General features: G+C 52.8%; 16 protein-coding genes and 1 pseudogene. 5 read left to right on the plus strand and 12 right to left on the minus strand.

Annotated elements, in window-relative coordinates; all coding sequences use genetic code 11:
• Nucleotide 1: 1 nt before the first annotated feature.
• The 12 genes from ruvA to yrfG all read right to left on the minus strand — a co-directional run bounded on the left by ruvA (nt 2) and on the right by yrfG (nt 12,005).
• Nucleotides 2-610: a Holliday junction branch migration protein RuvA gene (gene ruvA / locus BOW06_RS00095; RefSeq protein ID WP_043118489.1), complete on the minus strand. Its 609-nt coding sequence runs from the start codon at nt 608-610 to the stop codon at nt 2-4.
• The gene (gene ruvC, locus BOW06_RS00100) at nt 607-1,104 is read right to left on the minus strand and encodes a crossover junction endodeoxyribonuclease RuvC (protein ID WP_043118845.1); all 498 of its coding nucleotides are present in this window, start codon (nt 1,102-1,104) and stop codon (nt 607-609) included. Before ruvC ends, ruvA begins: the two co-directional genes overlap by 4 nt.
• A gap of 14 nt (nt 1,105-1,118) precedes the next feature.
• Nucleotides 1,119-1,862, minus strand: coding sequence for a YebC/PmpR family DNA-binding transcriptional regulator (locus tag BOW06_RS00105; protein WP_043118487.1), 744 nt, complete (start codon nt 1,860-1,862; stop codon nt 1,119-1,121).
• Nucleotides 1,863-2,047: 185 nt separating this feature from the next.
• A complete protein-coding gene (locus BOW06_RS00110) occupies nt 2,048-3,028 on the minus strand; it encodes a dimethyl sulfoxide reductase anchor subunit family protein (RefSeq protein ID WP_078452903.1) in 981 nt (326 codons plus the stop codon).
• A gap of 12 nt (nt 3,029-3,040) precedes the next feature.
• The gene (locus BOW06_RS00115) at nt 3,041-3,766 is read right to left on the minus strand and encodes a 4Fe-4S dicluster domain-containing protein (RefSeq protein ID WP_043118484.1); all 726 of its coding nucleotides are present in this window, start codon (nt 3,764-3,766) and stop codon (nt 3,041-3,043) included.
• A complete protein-coding gene (locus BOW06_RS00120; RefSeq protein WP_043118482.1) occupies nt 3,763-6,687 on the minus strand; it encodes a molybdopterin oxidoreductase family protein in 2,925 nt (974 codons plus the stop codon). Before BOW06_RS00120 ends, BOW06_RS00115 begins: the two co-directional genes overlap by 4 nt.
• 110 nt (nt 6,688-6,797) lie before the next feature.
• Nucleotides 6,798-7,199, minus strand: coding sequence for a CBS domain-containing protein (locus BOW06_RS00125; protein ID WP_043118480.1), 402 nt, complete (start codon nt 7,197-7,199; stop codon nt 6,798-6,800).
• Complete coding sequence (locus BOW06_RS00130) at nt 7,196-7,546, minus strand: P-II family nitrogen regulator (protein WP_043118479.1); 351 nt, start codon at nt 7,544-7,546, stop codon at nt 7,196-7,198. The genes BOW06_RS00125 and BOW06_RS00130 overlap by 4 nt, the downstream gene beginning before the upstream one ends.
• Before the next feature lie 2 nt (nt 7,547-7,548).
• Nucleotides 7,549-8,358 carry a DUF1538 domain-containing protein gene (locus BOW06_RS00135; protein ID WP_078454906.1) on the minus strand — a complete coding sequence of 270 codons (810 nt, stop codon included), beginning with the start codon at nt 8,356-8,358 and terminating at the stop codon, nt 7,549-7,551.
• On the minus strand, nt 8,355-9,077 hold the full coding sequence (locus tag BOW06_RS00140; RefSeq protein WP_043118468.1) for a DUF1538 domain-containing protein: 723 nt from the start codon (nt 9,075-9,077) through the stop codon (nt 8,355-8,357). Before BOW06_RS00140 ends, BOW06_RS00135 begins: the two co-directional genes overlap by 4 nt.
• A 194-nt stretch (nt 9,078-9,271) precedes the next feature.
• Nucleotides 9,272-11,158, minus strand: coding sequence for an ATP-binding cassette domain-containing protein (locus BOW06_RS00145; protein ID WP_043118467.1), 1,887 nt, complete (start codon nt 11,156-11,158; stop codon nt 9,272-9,274).
• Between the two features lie 175 nt (nt 11,159-11,333).
• Nucleotides 11,334-12,005, minus strand: a complete 672-nt coding sequence (gene yrfG / locus BOW06_RS00150) for a GMP/IMP nucleotidase (protein ID WP_043118465.1) — start codon at nt 12,003-12,005, stop codon at nt 11,334-11,336.
• A gap of 140 nt (nt 12,006-12,145) precedes the next feature.
• Between yrfG and cysQ the strand changes: the two genes are divergently transcribed.
• The 5 genes and pseudogenes from cysQ (at nt 12,146) to BOW06_RS00175 (ending at nt 17,536) form a co-directional block, all read left to right on the plus strand.
• Nucleotides 12,146-12,931, plus strand: a complete 786-nt coding sequence (cysQ, locus tag BOW06_RS00155) for a 3'(2'),5'-bisphosphate nucleotidase CysQ (protein WP_043118464.1) — start codon at nt 12,146-12,148, stop codon at nt 12,929-12,931.
• A gap of 40 nt (nt 12,932-12,971) precedes the next feature.
• Nucleotides 12,972-14,245, plus strand: a pseudogene (locus tag BOW06_RS00160) (O-acetylhomoserine aminocarboxypropyltransferase/cysteine synthase family protein).
• 84 nt (nt 14,246-14,329) lie between these two features.
• Nucleotides 14,330-16,195 (plus strand): ATP-binding protein, encoded by a 1,866-nt coding sequence (locus tag BOW06_RS00165; protein ID WP_078452907.1) that lies wholly within the window; start codon nt 14,330-14,332, stop codon nt 16,193-16,195.
• Nucleotides 16,196-16,239: 44 nt separating this feature from the next.
• The gene (locus tag BOW06_RS00170) at nt 16,240-16,425 is read left to right on the plus strand and encodes a hypothetical protein (RefSeq protein WP_043118458.1); all 186 of its coding nucleotides are present in this window, start codon (nt 16,240-16,242) and stop codon (nt 16,423-16,425) included.
• Between the two features lie 124 nt (nt 16,426-16,549).
• Nucleotides 16,550-17,536, plus strand: a complete 987-nt coding sequence (locus BOW06_RS00175) for an aKG-HExxH-type peptide beta-hydroxylase (RefSeq protein ID WP_078452908.1) — start codon at nt 16,550-16,552, stop codon at nt 17,534-17,536.
• The last annotated feature ends 1 nt before the right edge of the window (nt 17,537 follow it).

The raw sequence follows: 17,537 nt of genomic DNA on the forward strand, positions 1-17,537 counted from the left end.
ATCAGCCTTTTCCCTTCACTGTGGATTGCAGCGCCGAGCGGATCAACTCTTCACTTGTTGCCTCTTCACTTGCAACACTCTTGACCATTTTAGTTGCATCGGCAGCCTTGTAGCCAAGCGCAACCAGCGCACTGACTGCTTCCGACTCCGGCGATTCGGTAACTGCCTGCACCTGCGCCCTGCCCGCTACAGGTGGCGCACCGGCGAAATCAACAACCTTATCCTTCATCTCGATAACCAGGCGTTGCGCGGTTTTCTTGCCGACACCTGGAATCCTGGTCAAGGTGGCGTGATCATCACTCTGCACACACAGAACAAAATCATCTGCACTCATACCCGAGAGAATTGCCAATGCCATCTTGCCTCCGACACCGCTCACCTTGAGCAGGGTCCTGAAAAGGGCACGTTCGGATTCACGATAGAAACCGAACAGGATATGTGCGTCGTCGCGAACCACGAGATGTGTATAGAGCTGTGCCTGCTCGCCCGTATCCGGCAGTTCGTAAAATGTCGACATCGGCGCCTCGACTTCGTAGCCGACACCGTTGACATCAATCAGCAGAAATGGCGCTTGTTTAACCAGCAAAGTACCGTAAAGACGTCCGATCATGAGAGCGCCTCGATGCGTTTTTCAGCATCACCCGTATGAGCATGGCAGAGGGCGATAGCGAGAGCATCGGCCTGGTCTTCGGTCAGTTCTTCAGTTTTGAGATTGAGCAATACACGCACCATGTGGGTCACCTGCGTCTTGTCCGCACCACCGGTACCGACAACCGCCTGCTTGACCAGGCGTGGGGCATATTCATGAACCTTGTAGCCGCGCACCACGGCTGCAGAAATTGCGGCGCCGCGCGCCTGCCCCAGCTTGAGTGCCGAGGCTGCATTCTTTGCCATGAAAACCTGCTCAATAGCCACTTCATCCGGTGTGAACTCCTTGATCAGGGCATCGATACCCTTGTAAATCTCGCCGAGTCGATCGCAGAATCCGAATTGATCGAGACGCAAGCGACCGCTGACAAGATGCTGGCTGTGGCGCCCATCCGACGTTATGAGCCCGTAACCTGTGTAACGGGAACCGGGATCAATACCTAGGATTTTTCGCATCATGGCGAGGCGGGTTAACCCAACGCCTCCAACACCTCGTCCGGAATGTCAGCATTGGTGAAGACATCCTGCACGTCGTCGAGATCCTCGAGCGTGTCGATCATCTTCATCAATTTCTCTGCATCATCTGCAGTGACAGGCGTGTTGTTCTCGGCACTGAAGGTCACTTCAGCATTGTCCGGCTCATGACCTGCAGCGGTAATCGCATCGCGCACATCCTCGAAATCTTCCGGCGTGGTGAGGATATCGACACTGCCGTCATCGTTAACCAGAACATCTTCTGCACCGGCATCGAGTGCAGCTTCCATCAGGGCATCCTCGTCACCTTCGCCAAAGGAGATGATCCCCTGCTTGTTGAACATGTAGGCAACCGAGCCATCGGTGCCAAGGTTGCCACCGTGCTTGCTGAATGCATGGCGCACTTCTGAAGCTGTACGGTTGCGGTTGTCCGTCATGCAATCAACGATCACCGCGATTCCGCCGACACCGTAACCCTCGTAACGAATCTCCTCGTAATCGCCATCATCATCGCCACCGGCACCTTTTTTAACAGCGCGATCAATGGTGTCTTTGGGCATATTCGCAGCCTTGCCCTTGTCAATTGCAAGACGAAGACGCGGGTTGCTCTCGAGATCGCCGCCGCCCTGCTTGGCCGCAACTGTGATCTCGCGAATCAGCTTGGTCCAGATTTTTCCGCGCTTCTTGTCGTTGGCCGCTTTCTTGTGCTTGATATTGGCCCATTTACTATGTCCTGCCATGCAGAATCCTCTTCGATATCCACGACATTTGAATCTTCAGGATTCTACCATTGCTCCACCCTGACATACAGGGCAAGGCGGCAATCCTCAATCCACAAAGACTAAAAAGCCCGCTGATGCGGGCTAATTACACTATCGTCATCCCGGCTAAGGGCCGGGTTAACGGGCAGTTCAGGTTTTTCAGATCAGGCGATTGACTGGTAATAAAGGTTTTGTGGATGCTTTGCTTCCGCAAAGAAGTACCAACGCTCAAACAACAGACCAAGGTACTGAATCGCAAAGGCAATCATTGGCAGGTATGGCGATGCAGTCGCCCATGCTGCAGCAAGCAGTACTGCAGGAACGGCAAACACCAGCACCAGGAATGTATAACGAACCAATTTAAGTACTGCTTCACTCTGGCCATGAAAAAATTCACGTGTGTTGAAATTGCCACCCATTGAACCCTGCGATTTTTGAACCACCGCGTTATGGCGGACACCAATTGCGGTACTGCTGGTTGATTTGTGCTTTAGCGTTACATTCCTGTAGAGCGACCAGCCGCGAGTAACCAGTCCGGCGACCAGGAAGAAAGCAGCCCAGAAACCAAAGAAGTTAACCAGCTCAATCCCTCTCCAGGCTGTAAAGGCAGCCGCAAGGGTAAAACCTGATGTCAGACCAAGGAAGATGTAGTTGGCGACCGTCAGCCAGTGGTGCCACTCCTGCATGAAACGTACGCTCGCGTAGATCATCGCGGTACAGATAAAGAGCACGAAAGCAGCAATGCTGGCAAACAGACCAATGATGATAGTCAGGTCAATGCCGACGTCATCACCGATGGTAAACATAGGTTCATTCCACTGCATGTAGTGTGCGAGTCCATAGAGGAAAACCAGGCACATAAACACCGGCAGTGCGATAACTTCACGTGAAAGCCAGGAAGTTCTCCACATGGTGGCAGAGCGCCATGCACGCTCTGGGCGCCCCAGATGGAAAAATGATGAAAACAGGCCAAGACCCAGAAATACCAGTACGAGGAAACTGCCCATACCGTAAAAGGTTGCGCTGTCCTGCGCCGGAATCAGGTTAGCCAGCGAGTAATACTGCCCGGTAACCAGGGCCAGAAAAAGCCCCTGGGCCACACCGAGAAGCGTGGTAAGAAAGATGACCGAAAAGGCGGGATGCATGCTGGATACTCCTTAGAAGGCGACGTCGTCGATAGAAGCGCCGACACTGACCGTCTCTTCGCGCTCTTCTTCGTGCAGCGGATTATCAACACGCTGCAGCTCGTCTTCGTGAATCTTGATGCGTGTCTTGCGACGTGGCAGATAGTGGTTTGCAGGATTGGTCCCCCACTCCGGCATCAACTGGTAACCACCCTCCTCGCGTATTGCGAGTGACACTTCCGAATCAGGATCATGCACATCACCAAACAGGCGTGCACTTGTAGGACAAGCCAAAACACAAGCAGGCTTACGCTCACTCTCAGGCTTGCTCTTGTCAGTAATGCGGTCAATACAGAGGGTGCATTTTTTCATCACCTTCTCCTGCTCGTCGAGTTCCCTCACGCCATAGGGGCAGGACCAGGAGCAGTATTTACAGCCGATACACTTGTCATAGTCGACCAGTACGACACCGTTGTCCTCACGCTTGTAGGATGCACCGGTCGGGCAGACAGGCACACAGGGTGGATCCTCGCAGTGCAGGCAGCTCTTCGGAAAGTGGACTGTCTCGGTAGCAGGATACTCACCCACCTCGAAAGTCTGCACACGGTTGAAGAAGGTGCCATTAGGATCTGCATCATAGGGATTATGATCGACCATGGGACCAGCCCAGCCTGATGTATTCCATTCTTTACAGGATGTCACGCAAGCATGACAGCCGACGCAAACATTCAAATCGATAACCAAAGCAAGTTGTGTCATTTTGACTTCTCCCCAAAACCTGCTTTCTTCCTGCCAAGCATACCGGCGAAATAGGCCTGCCATTTACCGCGCTTGCTGTCCTGACCGGGCACCTTGCGCATCGGCTTGAACTGGGGATATGTGACCTTTGGCTCGGAATCATCAGCCTTGTAGATGCGAACGCGCACATCAAACCAGGCAGCCTGACCTGTGATCGGATCGGAGTTGGAGATATGGCTTCCTGCCTCACATGGCGGCAGCTCTTCCGAGATCAGGTGGTTGAGCAGAAAGCCTTTCTGAGATTCATTTGCATTATCTGACAGCCCCCATGCACCGGAAGCCTTGCCGATTGCATTCCAGGTCCACACTGTGCCGGGCTCGACCGCATTTGAGAGGCGGCACATGCAGCGCACCTTGCCATGTGGTGATTCAACCCAGATCCAGTCACCATCACCATAACCACCGGCATCGGCAGTTTTTGGATTGATGAACATATAGTTGTAGAGGTGAATCTGACGCAACCAGGCATTCTGCGAATCCCACGAGTGATACATCGCCATGGGGCGCTGGGTCAACGCATGCAACGGATATTTATGCGTATCAATCAGCCTGTCTTCAATGGGCTGGTAGTAGAACGGCAGCGGATCAAAATAGGTATCGACACGTTTGCGCAGTCGATCTGGCGGCTGCTTGCCTTGACGCTTGCCCTGTGCGGCAAGACGGAACTTCTGCAGCACTTCCGAGTAGAGATGCAGCGTGATCGGTTCAGCATAACGTGTCATACCATGTGCACGCGCCCACTCGAGGTAACCCTTGTTCCAGTTACGCATGTACTGGTACGACTTGGGCAGTTCGTAATGGAACAGGCAGTTGTGCTTGGCGTACATCTCCCACTGGCGCGGATTGGGTTCACCTTTCATCGACTTGGTGCCATCTTTGCCACGCCAGCCGGAGAGGAAACCGATACCGGAACCGGGCGCGGTTTCGAAATTGGTAATCAGGTCGGGATAGTCACGGTACTTGCGGCTGCCATCCTCGTTCACAAAAGCAGGCAGGCCGAGACGGCCGCCCATCTCCACCAGCACTTCCTGGAATGGCTTGCACTCACCCTTTGGTGCGACAACAGGAATACGTACTGAGTCGACCGGACCGCTGAACTGTGAAATCGGGCGATCCAGCAATGACATGGCGTCATGGCGCTCAAGATAGGTCGTATCCGGCAGCACCAGGTCTGCATAGGCGACTGTCTCTGACTGGAAAGCGTCACACACGATGATGAACGGAATCTTGTATTCGCCATCCTCATCCTTGTCGGAGAGCATCTCGCGCACCTTCTCGGTGTTCATCGACGAGTTCCACGCCATGTTCGCCATAAACAGCAACAGGGTGTCAATCTTGTAGGGATCGCCGCGCCATGCGTTGGTGATGACGTTATGCATCAGGCCATGTACTGAGAGCGGATGCTCCCATGAGAACGCCTTGTCGATACGTACCGGCTCTCCCTCATCGTCAACAAAGAGATCGTCCGGATCAGCCGGCCAGCCAAGAGGCATGCCGTTGAGCGGCGTCATCGGCTGAACATCTTCCGGGCCTTTCGGCGGCTTGGGGCAAGGTGGAATCGGACGCGGGAATGGTGCCTTGTGACGAAAACCACCTGGGGTATCAATCGTACCCAAAAGGGTCATCAGGATGCCGAGTGCACGAATCGTCTGGAAACCGTTCGAGTGTGCAGCCAGGCCACGCATGGCATGGAAGGAAACCGGGTTGCCCTTGACCGAGTTGTGCTTGTTGCCCCAGCAATCTTCCCAGGCGATCGGCAGTTCGATGCGCTGGTCACGTGCCGTAACACCCATCTCGTGGGCAAGACGCCTGATGGTATCAGCAGGAATACCGGTAATCGCCTGTGCCCACTCCGGGGTGTACTCGTCGATACGATCTTTCAGCAACTGGAATGCCGGTTTGACCCTGATGTTTTCATCCGGGAGTTCAAATTCACCCAGAAGAAGAGGATCTGCACCCGGTGTATGTGTACCAATAGGACCGATTTCGCGATCCCACCAGATTTTGTTCTCAGGATCGAAACAGCCCTCTTCGATATGCATCTCTACACGGTGAAATAACCCAAAATCGTCGCTTGCCGGATCATTAACCACCAGCTCTGCAGCATTTGAGTACTGGGTCAGGAACTCACGATCGTAGAGACCCTGCTTGATGATCTCGTGATTGATAGCGAGCAGCAGCGCACCATCGGTACCGGGCTTGATCGGCACCCACTCGTCGGCAATCGCCGAATAGCCTGTGCGTACCGGGTTGATCGAGATAAAACGACCGCCGTTACGCTTGAACTTGGAGAGATGAATCTTCATCGGGTTGGAGTCGTGATCCTCGGCCGTACCGATCATCACGAACAGCTTGGAACGATCAAGATCAGGACCGCCGAACTCCCAGAAAGAGCCACCGATTGTATAGATGAGGCCGGCTGCCATGTTGACCGAACAGAAACCGCCGTGGGCCGAGTAGTTGGGTGTACCGAACTGCTTGGCGAACATACCGGTGAGCGCCTGCATCTGGTCACGACCGGTAAACAGGGCAAATTTCTTGGGATCTGTTTCACGCAGGTGCGAGAGGCGTTCTTCCATGATCTGGAACGCCCTGTCCCATGAAATTTCCTCGAAATCAGCTTCACCACGCACTGCATTCTTTTTGCGCAGCAGTGGTTTGGTCAGTCGCGCAGGTGAATACTGCTTCATGATGCCGGAGGCCCCCTTGGCACAAATGACGCCCTTGTTATGCGGATGCTCGGGATTGCCCTCGATATGGCGTACGTCGCCGTCACGCAGTGTGACGCGGATTCCGCAGCGACAGGCACACATGTAACAGGTCGTGTTTTTGACTTCTTCACGACCCAAATCGCGGTCTGAATGGGTTACCGGATCCAGCATAAGTTTTCTAAACCTGTGATTTAGTTGAGTTGTGCCTGACCAGAGGCTAACAGAAGAGCAATATTCTAATATTAGCGCAATCTAATGTAAATAGAGCTATACCCTGCTATCTAACTCCCGGATCCGAGTCCCTTGAGCACCATGTCAGACATGGATACGATACCGATAACAGTTCGGTGCTCGACAACCGGCGCTCTCACCAGGCCAAAATGTTCGAACATCCTCGCACAATAACGGATATTCATCTCTGGGTCGACGGAAAATGCCGGCTTGGTCATGACTTCGTAAACATTCACCCGTTCAGGTGAACGGTCAGCAGCAAGCACCTGGCTGGCAACGCCGGAAAGGGTCACGATGCCATACTCATCATCCTCATGACGCTTGTTGACGATCAAAGTCTTGGTTTCAATGAAATTCATGTTCTTGAGTGCTTCTGCAACCGTCGCCATGCCATCGACCATGTCAAAATCGCGTTTCATGACATCCCGCACGCGAATAATTTCCTTGCTCATATGCGCTCCTCTACTTCACTTGCCAGCTTGTTGATCTGTTGACTGACACCCACCGCATCCTCGACATCAATCTGAAATGCGATTCCCGTACCCGGTTTGTCATCGAATTCACACACCTCACCGACAGTCTCGAGAATACGACGGCTCATGTGCTCCTCGACCAGCAACAGAATGACATTGCGGGCAGAGCTCAGGGACAGCCCCATAAAAGTTTTCTTTTTCTCGATACCCTCACCACGCGCCTGGGACAAGACAGTCGCTCCGGTGGCACCGAGTTCGCGTGCTGTTTCGAGAACAATATCAGTATGTTCATCCTCGACCAGAACAATTAATAGTTTGAAATGCATGCTTACTCTTCTCCTGAAGTTGTATTGTCTGACTTACTGTTACGGGCTGCAAGCCACTCTCCGAGTTGTGCATAACCCATAACTGACATAATTGGAAACACGCTGGCAAAGGCGATCAGGCCAAATCCATCCAGCAGGGGATCACGTCCTGGCACCGTAGTGGACAAGCCAAGACCCAGTGCAGTGACCAGTGGAACGGTCACTGTTGATGTCGTCACGCCGCCAGAGTCGTAGGCAAGCGCAATGATTGATTTAGGAGCATAAACCGTCTGTATGATAACGATGATATAGCCGACAATAATGTAGATATAGAGCGGTGTACCGGTCACTATGCGGAATGTGCCCAGCCCGATACCCACTGCGACACCTATGGCAACAGCAATCCTCAGCCCCCAGGGGTTGATTGCACCACCCGACACCTCGCTCGCCTTGATTGCCACCGCAATCAGGGAGGGCTCAGCAATGGTAGTGGAAAAACCGATGGCAAATGCAAACAGGTAGACCCAGTAGTATTCATACCAGTGAGACGCGATGTCACCACCGATTGCGTCAAGTTCAATTCCCAGAAAAACCGGATCTGTTAACTGCTTTGCCATCAGCTTGCCAATCGGAAACAGTGCCTCTTCAAGTCCCATGAGAAAGAAAACAAGACCGAAAATGACAAAGACAAAACCAATCAGCACCCGCTTCAGGTGAGGAATCGGACGACGTAGTACGACAAGCTGAAAGCCAAAAATAATCACGACTATCGGGAACACGTCATGAATCGTGCTGACGAAAACCGTGGCGAAATGTTCGAACCATTCCGTCATATCAACATCCCGTATCCCATGACGAAAATCATAGGTGTCAGCGAGGCAAATGCGATCAGGCCAAAACCATCAGTCATGGGATTACGCCCCGAGATACTGCTGGCAAGACCAACACCGAGTGCGGTAACAAGAGGGACGGTAATGGTCGACGTGGTGACACCACCCGAGTCATAGGCGATACCGACGATCTCCGGCGGTGCGAATGCCGTCATGATGACAACACCGATATAACCGGAGATGATCAGGTACTGCACCGGCCACCCCTTGAGGATTCGGAACACACCAAGAACGATGGCAAAGCCGACTGAGACAGCAACCGTCATACGCAGGTTATAAGCGTAGCTTTCGATTCGTTCCGGCGTGTTTTCAATCATGCCACCGTTTACCGCAACTGTTGCTGCCTCTGCGGCAACCGCGATCAGGGCCGGTTCTGCCACCGTGGTGCCAAAGCCGAGCGCAAAGGCAAACAGCAACAGCCACATGAGGCTGCCCTTGCGTGCGAAATCGTAGGCCATGTTCTCGCCGACAGGAAAGAGGCCAATACGCAAACCATGGACAAAAAGCGACAGTCCGATGACGACCATGAGTATGCCGCCGAGCATCTGCATCATGTTCGGAATCGGCTGCTGCAGGACGAAGAGCTGGAAAAAGGCAATCACCAGCAGGATCGGCGAAAGATCCCTGAAACTCTCAAATATGGCGTTGAAGAACGCTTTCAATCAACCACTACCCAACGGATTTAATACATCCTTTGAGCATACCAGAGCAATGTGACGGTTTCATGCGTTTGGTTGTTGGTATTAGCTGTTGGTCCTTCAGGAAAGCAATCCTCTTCATGCCGGCCCTGGGGCAACATCCATTGAGTGCTTGAACTGCCGCTGATAAATCCCGGTTCAAAGCCCAGGGTGACGAATTAAAGACTATCCAGCTCTTCCCAACGCCCATACGCTGTTTCAAGCTCGGCATTGACGGTATCCAGCTCATTTGTCAGTGCAGCCACCTCATCGGGACGGTCACGATAGAGTGCAGGGTCGGCGAGTGACTGCTGCAGCTCTTCGGCTTTCGTCTCGAGAGACTCGATCAGTTCCGGCAACTGTTCCAGCTCACGCTGATCCTTGTAGCTGAGCTTGGTCGGTTTAGCCTGCTCCTTCGCTGCTGCTGACTTCTTCTGAACCGGCAGCGGCTGCTCCGTCTTGGCGACCTTCACGGACTGGCGCTGACGTTGCCAATCCTCGAAACCGCCAACATAGGAAGCCACACGGCAGTCTCCCTCGAAAACCAGCGTCGAGGTGACCACGTTATCGAGAAATGCACGGTCATGGCTGACCAGCAGGATGGTTCCCTTATACTCGACAAGTAACTCTTCAAGCAGTTCCAGCGTTTCGATATCCAGATCATTGGTTGGTTCGTCTAGCACCAGTACGTTGGCCGGCTTGGTAAACAGCTTTGCCAGCAACAGGCGATTTCGTTCGCCACCGGAAAGTGCCTTGGCCGGCTGTTGTACACGCTCGGGCGAGAAGAGGAAATCCTGCAGATAGGAGATGATATGACGCGACTTGCCATTGACTTCAACCTGGTCTGAGCCACCGGCAACGTTGTCACGCACCGACTTGTCAAGATCGAGGGCCGAACGTAACTGGTCGAAATAGGCAACCTCCAGGTTGCTGCCGCTTTGTATGGTGCCGCTGTCAGGCTCGAGTTTACCCAGCAGCAGGTTCAACAGGGTTGATTTTCCAGCACCGTTGGGTCCGATAATGCCAATCTTGTCACCACGCAGAATACGTGTCGAAAAATCACGAATCACAGGCTTGCCATCCCAGGCATAGGAGACCGAGTCGACATCGGCAACCAGCTTGCCGGATCTGTCGGCTTCCTGCAGACGAATCGAGACACTCCCCTGCTGCTTGCGCCGCTGGCTGAGCTCCTCGCGCATTTTCTTGAGTTGACGAACACGTCCCTCGTTACGGGTACGACGCGCCTTGATTCCCTGGCGTATCCAAACTTCCTCCTGCGACAGTTTCTTGTCGAAGCGCGCATTCTCAAGCGCCTCGGCATTGGCTCTCTCCTCGCGGCGACGCAGGTAGTTCTGGTAATCACCGGGCCAGTCGGTCAGCTGTCCACGATCGAGTTCGAGGATACGTGTTGACAGGCTCTGCATGAAAGCACGGTCATGGGTGACAAACAGCAATGCACCAGACCAGTTGAGAAGAAACTCTTCGAGCCAGGCGATGCTTTCAATGTCGAGATGGTTGGTGGGCTCGTCAAGGATCAGCAGATCGGGTGACTTGACCAGCTCACGCGCCAGTAGCACGCGGCGCCTCAAACCACCTGAAAGGGAATCAAAACCGACATCGGGATCCAGGTTAAGACGGGACAAAACAGTTTCAACCTGCTGCTCGAGCTGCCAGCCATCGGCATTTTCGAGTGCCTGCTGGGCACGCGACAATCGTTCCAGGGCCGCTTCGCTGGCATCACTGCTGATTGCAACGACTGCATGATGGTAGTCAGTCAGCAAATCGGCCTTGTCATCCAGTCCCCCGGCGACAACATCGAAGACGCTGCCGTGTATATCACGCGGCACATCCTGGGTCATGTAACTGACACGAGTCGAGCCAAGCTGGATCAGGCCGTCGTCAGCAGGCTGGAGTCCTGCGATCACCTTGAGCAGGGTCGACTTGCCCTCACCATTTCGCCCGATCAGCGCAACGCGCTCCCTTGCGTCTACAACGAGATTGATATGGTCCAGCAGCGGAGGCCCGCTGAACTGGAGCGAGATGTCACGCAGCGTCAGGAGTGGCATTGTTGGTAGTTAACTCGGTCGTCGTTGGCTGTAGGAGTGGCGTCTTCGCCGCGATGAAAAACACATAGTGTGGATAGCGCAATCTTAACAGGAACCGCAGCCATACCAAAGCAATCGCCCCGAGGACGGGGCTCCTACAGAAAAAAAGCCTCATCCCTCTCTGATTTCCCGAAAATCAGGACGGCTTATGCAGCTCTGAGAAGTTGCTGATGGAGATAAAGTCTTCCAGCGCCTGGCCGGGCAGTTGGCTGTCCGGCTGCGAAATTGCGACCAGGTGCCCGATGCCGTATTCACGTGCTGAGCGTAATACCGCCTCGGAGTCATCAATAAAGAGTGTGCGTTCACGCTCGAACGGTAAATGTTTTTGAAGTGATTCCCAGAACTGTTGTGACTCCTTGGGATGGCCGAATTCATGTGACGAAACCAGGTGCGTGAAATAGTCAGCCATCGGTATCCGTTCCAGCTTGAACGCCAGGGTGCCCGGATGCGCGTTGGTCACAAGGGCGACTGTTTTACCTGATGCGCGTAATTTGTGCAGAAACTCCTCGACATGCGGATGCATGCGAATGAGATGATCAACCTCCTCTTTCAGGGTAAGAATATCCAGCCCCAGCTTGTCACCCCAGTAGTCAATACAATACCAGTCGAGAGTGCCCTGGCGACTCTGGTAGAGCTCAGACAGATGTGCACGGGCTGCCTCAATATCAATCGAGGCCTCCTCGGCAAATCGCATCGGCAGGTGTTCCAGCCAGAAATGGTTGTCGAAATAGAGATCCAGCAGGGTGCCATCCATATCGAGAAAAATGGTATCGATCTGCTGCCAGTCGGGTATCTGTTGTTGATCCATGCTATTCAGGGGTTATCGGGTAATGGTGCATTGTCGCTGATTCCGGCTCGATTGAGAAATCGAACCCACAGACATGACAAAGTGGTCACTTTTCTGTCAACATGGCTCTCTTTCATAACCGACAACTGACTACAGACAAAATGACACAGACCAGAATCGATCAGGTCATGGCGATTGCCGAAACCGCTGGCAAGGCGATACTTGAGATTTATGCACGTGACTTCCAGATCGACGAGAAGGAAGACAAGTCACCCCTGACAGAGGCAGACTTGGCAGCACATCACATCATCGTTGATGCACTGGCACAGCTAACACCGGAGATTCCACTGTTGTCGGAAGAGTCAGCCGAGACAGATTTTAGTGAGCGAAAAGGATGGCAACGCTACTGGCTGATCGATCCGCTCGACGGCACAAAGGAGTTCATCAAGAAAAACGGTGAATTCACGGTCAACATCGCCCTCATCGAAAATCACGCTCCGATACTCGGTGTTGTGCACGTACCGGTCAGTGGTCGTACCTATGCAGGTGAAACAGGCAAGGGGGCTTTTGTTGTCGAGGATGGTATGCGAACAGAAATCTCGGTCACATCACAGGCACAGGCACCCTTACGGGTTGCAGGCAGCCGTTCGCATGCAGGCGAATCCCTGCAGCGCTACCTCGAGAAGCTCGGAGAGCATGAACTGGTCTCAATGGGCAGCTCACTAAAACTCTGCCTGGTTGCAGAGGGCAAGGCAGATATCTACCCGCGCCTTGGGCCAACTTCCGAGTGGGACACCGCAGCTGCACATGCTGTCGTCACTGCGGCTGGTGGTGAGGTGACAGACTTGCAGGGTGAAATACTGAAATACAATGCAAAGGAGTCGCTGTTGAACCCCCACTTCCTGGCATTCGGTGACAAGAATAAAGACTGGCTGAAATACCTGTAGTATCAACACACAGATAATTAAAAAAGACGAGGATACCACCATGAAAAAAGAGACACTTTCCATCCACGCAGGCTATGAGACAGACCCGACAACCAAGTCTGTTGCTGTGCCAATTTACCAGACAGTTGCCTACGAGTTCGATGATGCACAGCATGGCGCCGACCTCTTCGATCTTGCAGTTCCGGGCAACATTTACACGCGCATCATGAATCCCACCTGGGATGTGCTGGAACAGCGAGTTGCAGCCCTTGAGGGTGGAATTGCCGCTCTCGCGGTCAGCGCAGGCAGTGCCGCCATCAACTATGCAATCCTGACGATTGCCGAAGCGGGTGACAACATCGTTGCAACACCCCAGCTCTATGGTGGAACCTATACCCTGTTTGCACATATGTTGCCCAAGCAGGGAATCGATGTGCGTTTTGCCGAGAGTGACAGCGCAGAGGATCTTGCCAAGCTGATTGATGACAAAACCAAGAGGCAGTCTTCTGTGAAACAATCGGTAACCCTGCTGGCAATATTGTCGACCTGGAAGCAATCACGACAATGGCGCACTCTCATGGCGTACCCGTGATTGTCGACAGCACTGTTGCGACTCCGGCGCTGATGAATCCAATCGAGTATGGCGCGGACATCGTGGTGCACTCACTGACCAAGTACATGGGCGGACATGGCACCACCCTCGGCGGCATCATTGTCGATTCCGGCAAGTTCCCATGGGACCAGAACAAGGAGCGTTTCCCGGTTCTGAATAATCCGGAACCCTCCTATCACGGCGTCGTCTATACAGAAGCATTTGGGCCAGCCGCTTTTATCGGCCGCGCGCGTACCGTACCCCTGCGTAACACGGGTTCCGCACTCTCGCCAATGAGCGCCTTCATGCTGTTGCAGGGTATCGAGACGCTATCGCTGCGCATGGAACGCCACTGTGACAACGCCATAGCCGTGGCCCAGTTCCTCAAGGATCATCCATCAGTCGAATGGGTCAATTACGCGGGACTCGAAGGCGACAAGTACTACGATCTGGCACAGAAATACTTTGATGGCAGGCCATCGTCACTGATGACCTTCGGTATCAAGGGTGGCTACGAAGCAGGCGTCAGGTTCTATGATGCACTGAAAATGATCAAGCGACTGGTCAATATCGGTGATGCCAAGAGCCTCTCCTGCCACCCCGCATCTACAACTCATCGCCAGTTGAATGAAGAAGAGCAGGCCAAGGCAGGCGTATCACCGGAGATGATCCGTCTTTGTATCGGTATTGAGCACATCGATGACATCATTGCCGATATCTCGCAGGCATTCGACGCCGTTTAGGAAGTGACAATGCCGGATTGATTTATCAATCCGGCATTTCATACAGATTCCTGTCATTCCCTGTTCACTCGACACCTCCCTGAAATGCCTCATCAACAGCGTATAAGAACAGAGCAGACTTGCACATACCTTGCAGGTATTCGCCAACCCGGCAAGATACTGACTCTGGCAATCAACCCTTTGATGACACCCCACCTGGTCAATTTCGACAAATTTCTGCTTGATAATTTCGAAGTTGAACCAAGCGGCAAGCAAGTGATAGATGCTGAAAAGCTAAATGAGCAGCAGCACGCATGTACCGAAGTGGCCTGGCGTCTCATGATACTCAGCAGAGAATTGTTACAAGCGGTCAGGGCCCCTGTTTTCGATCCAGGTAAAATCCTCGCGATCAAAGCGACACAGAACCAGGACGGCCACTATGCCGTGCGTATCATTGTGCCCTGGTTTGATCACATATCGACTATTCCGCTTCAGCGCGCCTACCAGGCAGCCAACCGTGTGTTTATGGCTGTTGCAAAGAACGGCACAGAACCACGGAATGTTGCACTTATTCTGCAGCAACTGCTTGACAACTTTATCAAACAAACATACAAAATGGTGCCCGGCGGAGAGTCTACGGTACCGGTGCTCGCTAACGCCCATCACAAGGGAATCCCGTTCCATCACATTGGCAAGGGCACCTATCAACTCGGCTGGGGCAAACAGGCCAGACTTGTCGATCGCTCTGCGGTTGACTCAGACTCTGTGATTGGCTCGCGACTCAGCACCAACAAAGGCTTTACCGCAACCCTGTTGGAACAGGCTGGCCTACCTGCACCACAGCACATATTTGTGAATAATGAACAGGAGGCAATCAACGCGGCACAGCGTATTGGCTGGCCTGTCGTTATCAAACCAGTCGACCGTGAGCGTGGCGAAGGCATTGTTGTCGATATCCATGACAACAACAGGTTGCTGCATGCCTACAGGGAGGCGCACAAACTTTCACCAGGAGTACTGGTAGAAAAGCAAGTGGCAGGCGTCTGCCATCGTATCTATGTCTCCAATGGTGAAGTGCTGTATGCCAATAGCAGGCTGGCAAAATCCGTCACTGGTGATGGCATCCACACTGTTGCCGAGTTGATCGAGACGGCCAACAATACAGAATTGAAAAAGTTACCCTGGCGAAGACTGAAACCCTGCCCTTCCGACCAGGAGGCGCTTCTGTCTCTCAAGCAGGCCGGATTCGATATGTCGAGCATACCTGCTGAAGGAGAACGTGCGCCCCTCAGACGAATTGAAGCGACTGCCTGGGGCGGCGCCAGTGACGATCATAGTGACAATATCCACCCGCACAACCGCGAGATTGCTATTCAGGCAGCAGAGCTCTTCGGACTGGATTCTGCTGGTATCGATTTAATTACCCCGGATGTCAGCGTCCCCTGGCACAACAATGGCGCTATTATTAACGAAGTCAATTTTGCGCCCCTGCTTGGCAGCCACCGGACCGGATTTAAACTTGAAGGTGCACTCGCACAATTTATTGAGAATCATGTTCCGGGAAATGGCCGCATTCCTGTTGAGGTTTTCGTCGGAAAAAAAAGCGTGCCTGCAGCAATTGACTGCCAGAAATCATATGTAGGCAAGGGTATCGACTGCTTCATGACCAGTCACATTGTGAACCGCTACCCAACTGGCGATGAAATTCATATTGCAGCCCCTAACCTGTTTGGAAAATGCCGTTCCCTGCTGATGAATCGCGTTGTTGAAGCGCTGGTCATCGCTATAGATAGTGATGAATTCCTCGCCACGGGACTCCCGATAGACAGTATTAATCAGCTAACTATCATTGATGAGGAGATTGCTCATGCGCCTGAGACAGGCGAAATGGAGAACAGTGACAGATTCAGGCAGTTGTTGCGCCTCTTGCAATCTTATATAGTTGAGCCAGTTCAGGATAATCCTGAATAAATATCACATAACGAAATAATATTACCTGCCTGAGGAGACCAACCATGAACGATAGCAAGAGCATCAACCTCGACCTATCCAAGCTATATGGCTACAAAATTGTAGAAGAAGAAGTAAAGGAAAAGTGCATCGCATCAAAAATTGGCGGGGGCGGCAAGGTTCCACCTGCACCAGCGACAATACTTCCTGCCAAGATTGGTTTAGGAAAAATTGGCGTTAAAACCATGTAATCAAGGACCGGCAGCAACTGGTCAAAAAAGCCATTCTAAACAGCCGGTGCATTCAATTTGAATCACCGGCTGCTTTACTCTGAATTATTCATCACTTCACTTCCACCTGCAGACCAACTTTCCCATGAATGATTTTCGATTTGCACCAGATGCACAACGCGCCAGGCTGATTGACCACCGCATGCGTACCCTGCTTGGCGAGAGCCTTGAACACATCGCTGATCAGATCAGGGGGCAAATCAGCTTTAACGAGGAGCAGTTGCAGAACATCGCAACTCGACTGAAACAGGGGGAGAAATATCCTCCCTCGACTTTTGCGATTTACACCGAACTGGTCAAGATACTGCTTGCCGGGAATTTTGCAGAAGCTGAAGGACTGCTCGCAGAGCTACTACAGGAAAAGCCCGTCACGAACACACCACAAATAGCACCTCTCGATTCACCCCTGCTAGCCAGGCAGGCCGAGAGGATGAAGCAACTGATGGGTTCAGATCCGGACACAGAATTCCCAATCACGGCACCATCGCAACAGGTAACCGAAACCTTCACCTCCAGGCTCGGGGAGACAATGAAGTTGATGGAGAGCACGATTCCCGAACTTGCCGGTGAAATCAATGCGCTTATCAGCCAGATCATCATGGTCGTTCCTGACTCTGAGAGTGACTACCGCTTTGATGGCGGATCAAGCTACATGATGTGGGGTGGATTATTTCTTAACGCCCTGTCGCATGAAAATGAAATCGCCCTGCTCGAGGTACTTGCCCATGAAAGCGCCCACATGCTGCTGTTTGGCTTCTGCAGGGATGAAATGCTCGTGAGCAACAGTGACGATGAACTTTTCCCGTCACCTCTGCGGTTTGATCCGCGTCCAATGGATGGCATCTACCACGCCACCTGGGTCTCTGCCCGCATGCACTGGGCCATGTCGCAGCTGATCAATAGTGGTCAACTCACCCAACCTCAACTTGAACTTGCCACAAGCCACATGCAGGCTGACAAAGTCAATTTCGAAAACGGCTACGGTGTCGTTAAACAACATGCAAAACTGACACCCACCGGACGCGCTGTCATGCAGCCCGCACGCGACTACATGGATTCAGTTCCAAACTAAG

The organism is Solemya velum gill symbiont, from assembly GCF_002020255.1.
GTDB lineage: Bacteria > Pseudomonadota > Gammaproteobacteria > Chromatiales > Chromatiaceae.

Excerpts from the sequence above, each read along its gene's own strand:
- ruvA (WP_043118489.1), bottom strand. The coding sequence starts at position 610 with ATGATCGGACGTCTTTACGGTACTTTGCTGGTTAAACAAGCGCCATTT.
- ruvC (WP_043118845.1), bottom strand. The coding sequence starts at position 1,104 with ATGCGAAAAATCCTAGGTATTGATCCCGGTTCCCGTTACACAGGTTAC.
- BOW06_RS00105 (WP_043118487.1), bottom strand. The coding sequence starts at position 1,862 with ATGGCAGGACATAGTAAATGGGCCAATATCAAGCACAAGAAAGCGGCC.
- BOW06_RS00110 (WP_078452903.1), bottom strand. The coding sequence starts at position 3,028 with ATGCATCCCGCCTTTTCGGTCATCTTTCTTACCACGCTTCTCGGTGTG.
- BOW06_RS00115 (WP_043118484.1), bottom strand. The coding sequence starts at position 3,766 with ATGACACAACTTGCTTTGGTTATCGATTTGAATGTTTGCGTCGGCTGT.
- BOW06_RS00120 (WP_043118482.1), bottom strand. The coding sequence starts at position 6,687 with ATGCTGGATCCGGTAACCCATTCAGACCGCGATTTGGGTCGTGAAGAA.
- BOW06_RS00125 (WP_043118480.1), bottom strand. The coding sequence starts at position 7,199 with ATGAGCAAGGAAATTATTCGCGTGCGGGATGTCATGAAACGCGATTTT.
- BOW06_RS00130 (WP_043118479.1), bottom strand. The coding sequence starts at position 7,546 with ATGCATTTCAAACTATTAATTGTTCTGGTCGAGGATGAACATACTGAT.
- BOW06_RS00135 (WP_078454906.1), bottom strand. The coding sequence starts at position 8,358 with ATGACGGAATGGTTCGAACATTTCGCCACGGTTTTCGTCAGCACGATT.
- BOW06_RS00145 (WP_043118467.1), bottom strand. The coding sequence starts at position 11,158 with ATGCCACTCCTGACGCTGCGTGACATCTCGCTCCAGTTCAGCGGGCCT.
- yrfG (WP_043118465.1), bottom strand. The coding sequence starts at position 12,005 with ATGGATCAACAACAGATACCCGACTGGCAGCAGATCGATACCATTTTT.
- cysQ (WP_043118464.1), top strand. The coding sequence starts at position 12,146 with ATGACACAGACCAGAATCGATCAGGTCATGGCGATTGCCGAAACCGCT.
- BOW06_RS00165 (WP_078452907.1), top strand. The coding sequence starts at position 14,330 with ATGCCTCATCAACAGCGTATAAGAACAGAGCAGACTTGCACATACCTT.
- BOW06_RS00170 (WP_043118458.1), top strand. The coding sequence starts at position 16,240 with ATGAACGATAGCAAGAGCATCAACCTCGACCTATCCAAGCTATATGGC.
- BOW06_RS00175 (WP_078452908.1), top strand. The coding sequence starts at position 16,550 with ATGAATGATTTTCGATTTGCACCAGATGCACAACGCGCCAGGCTGATT.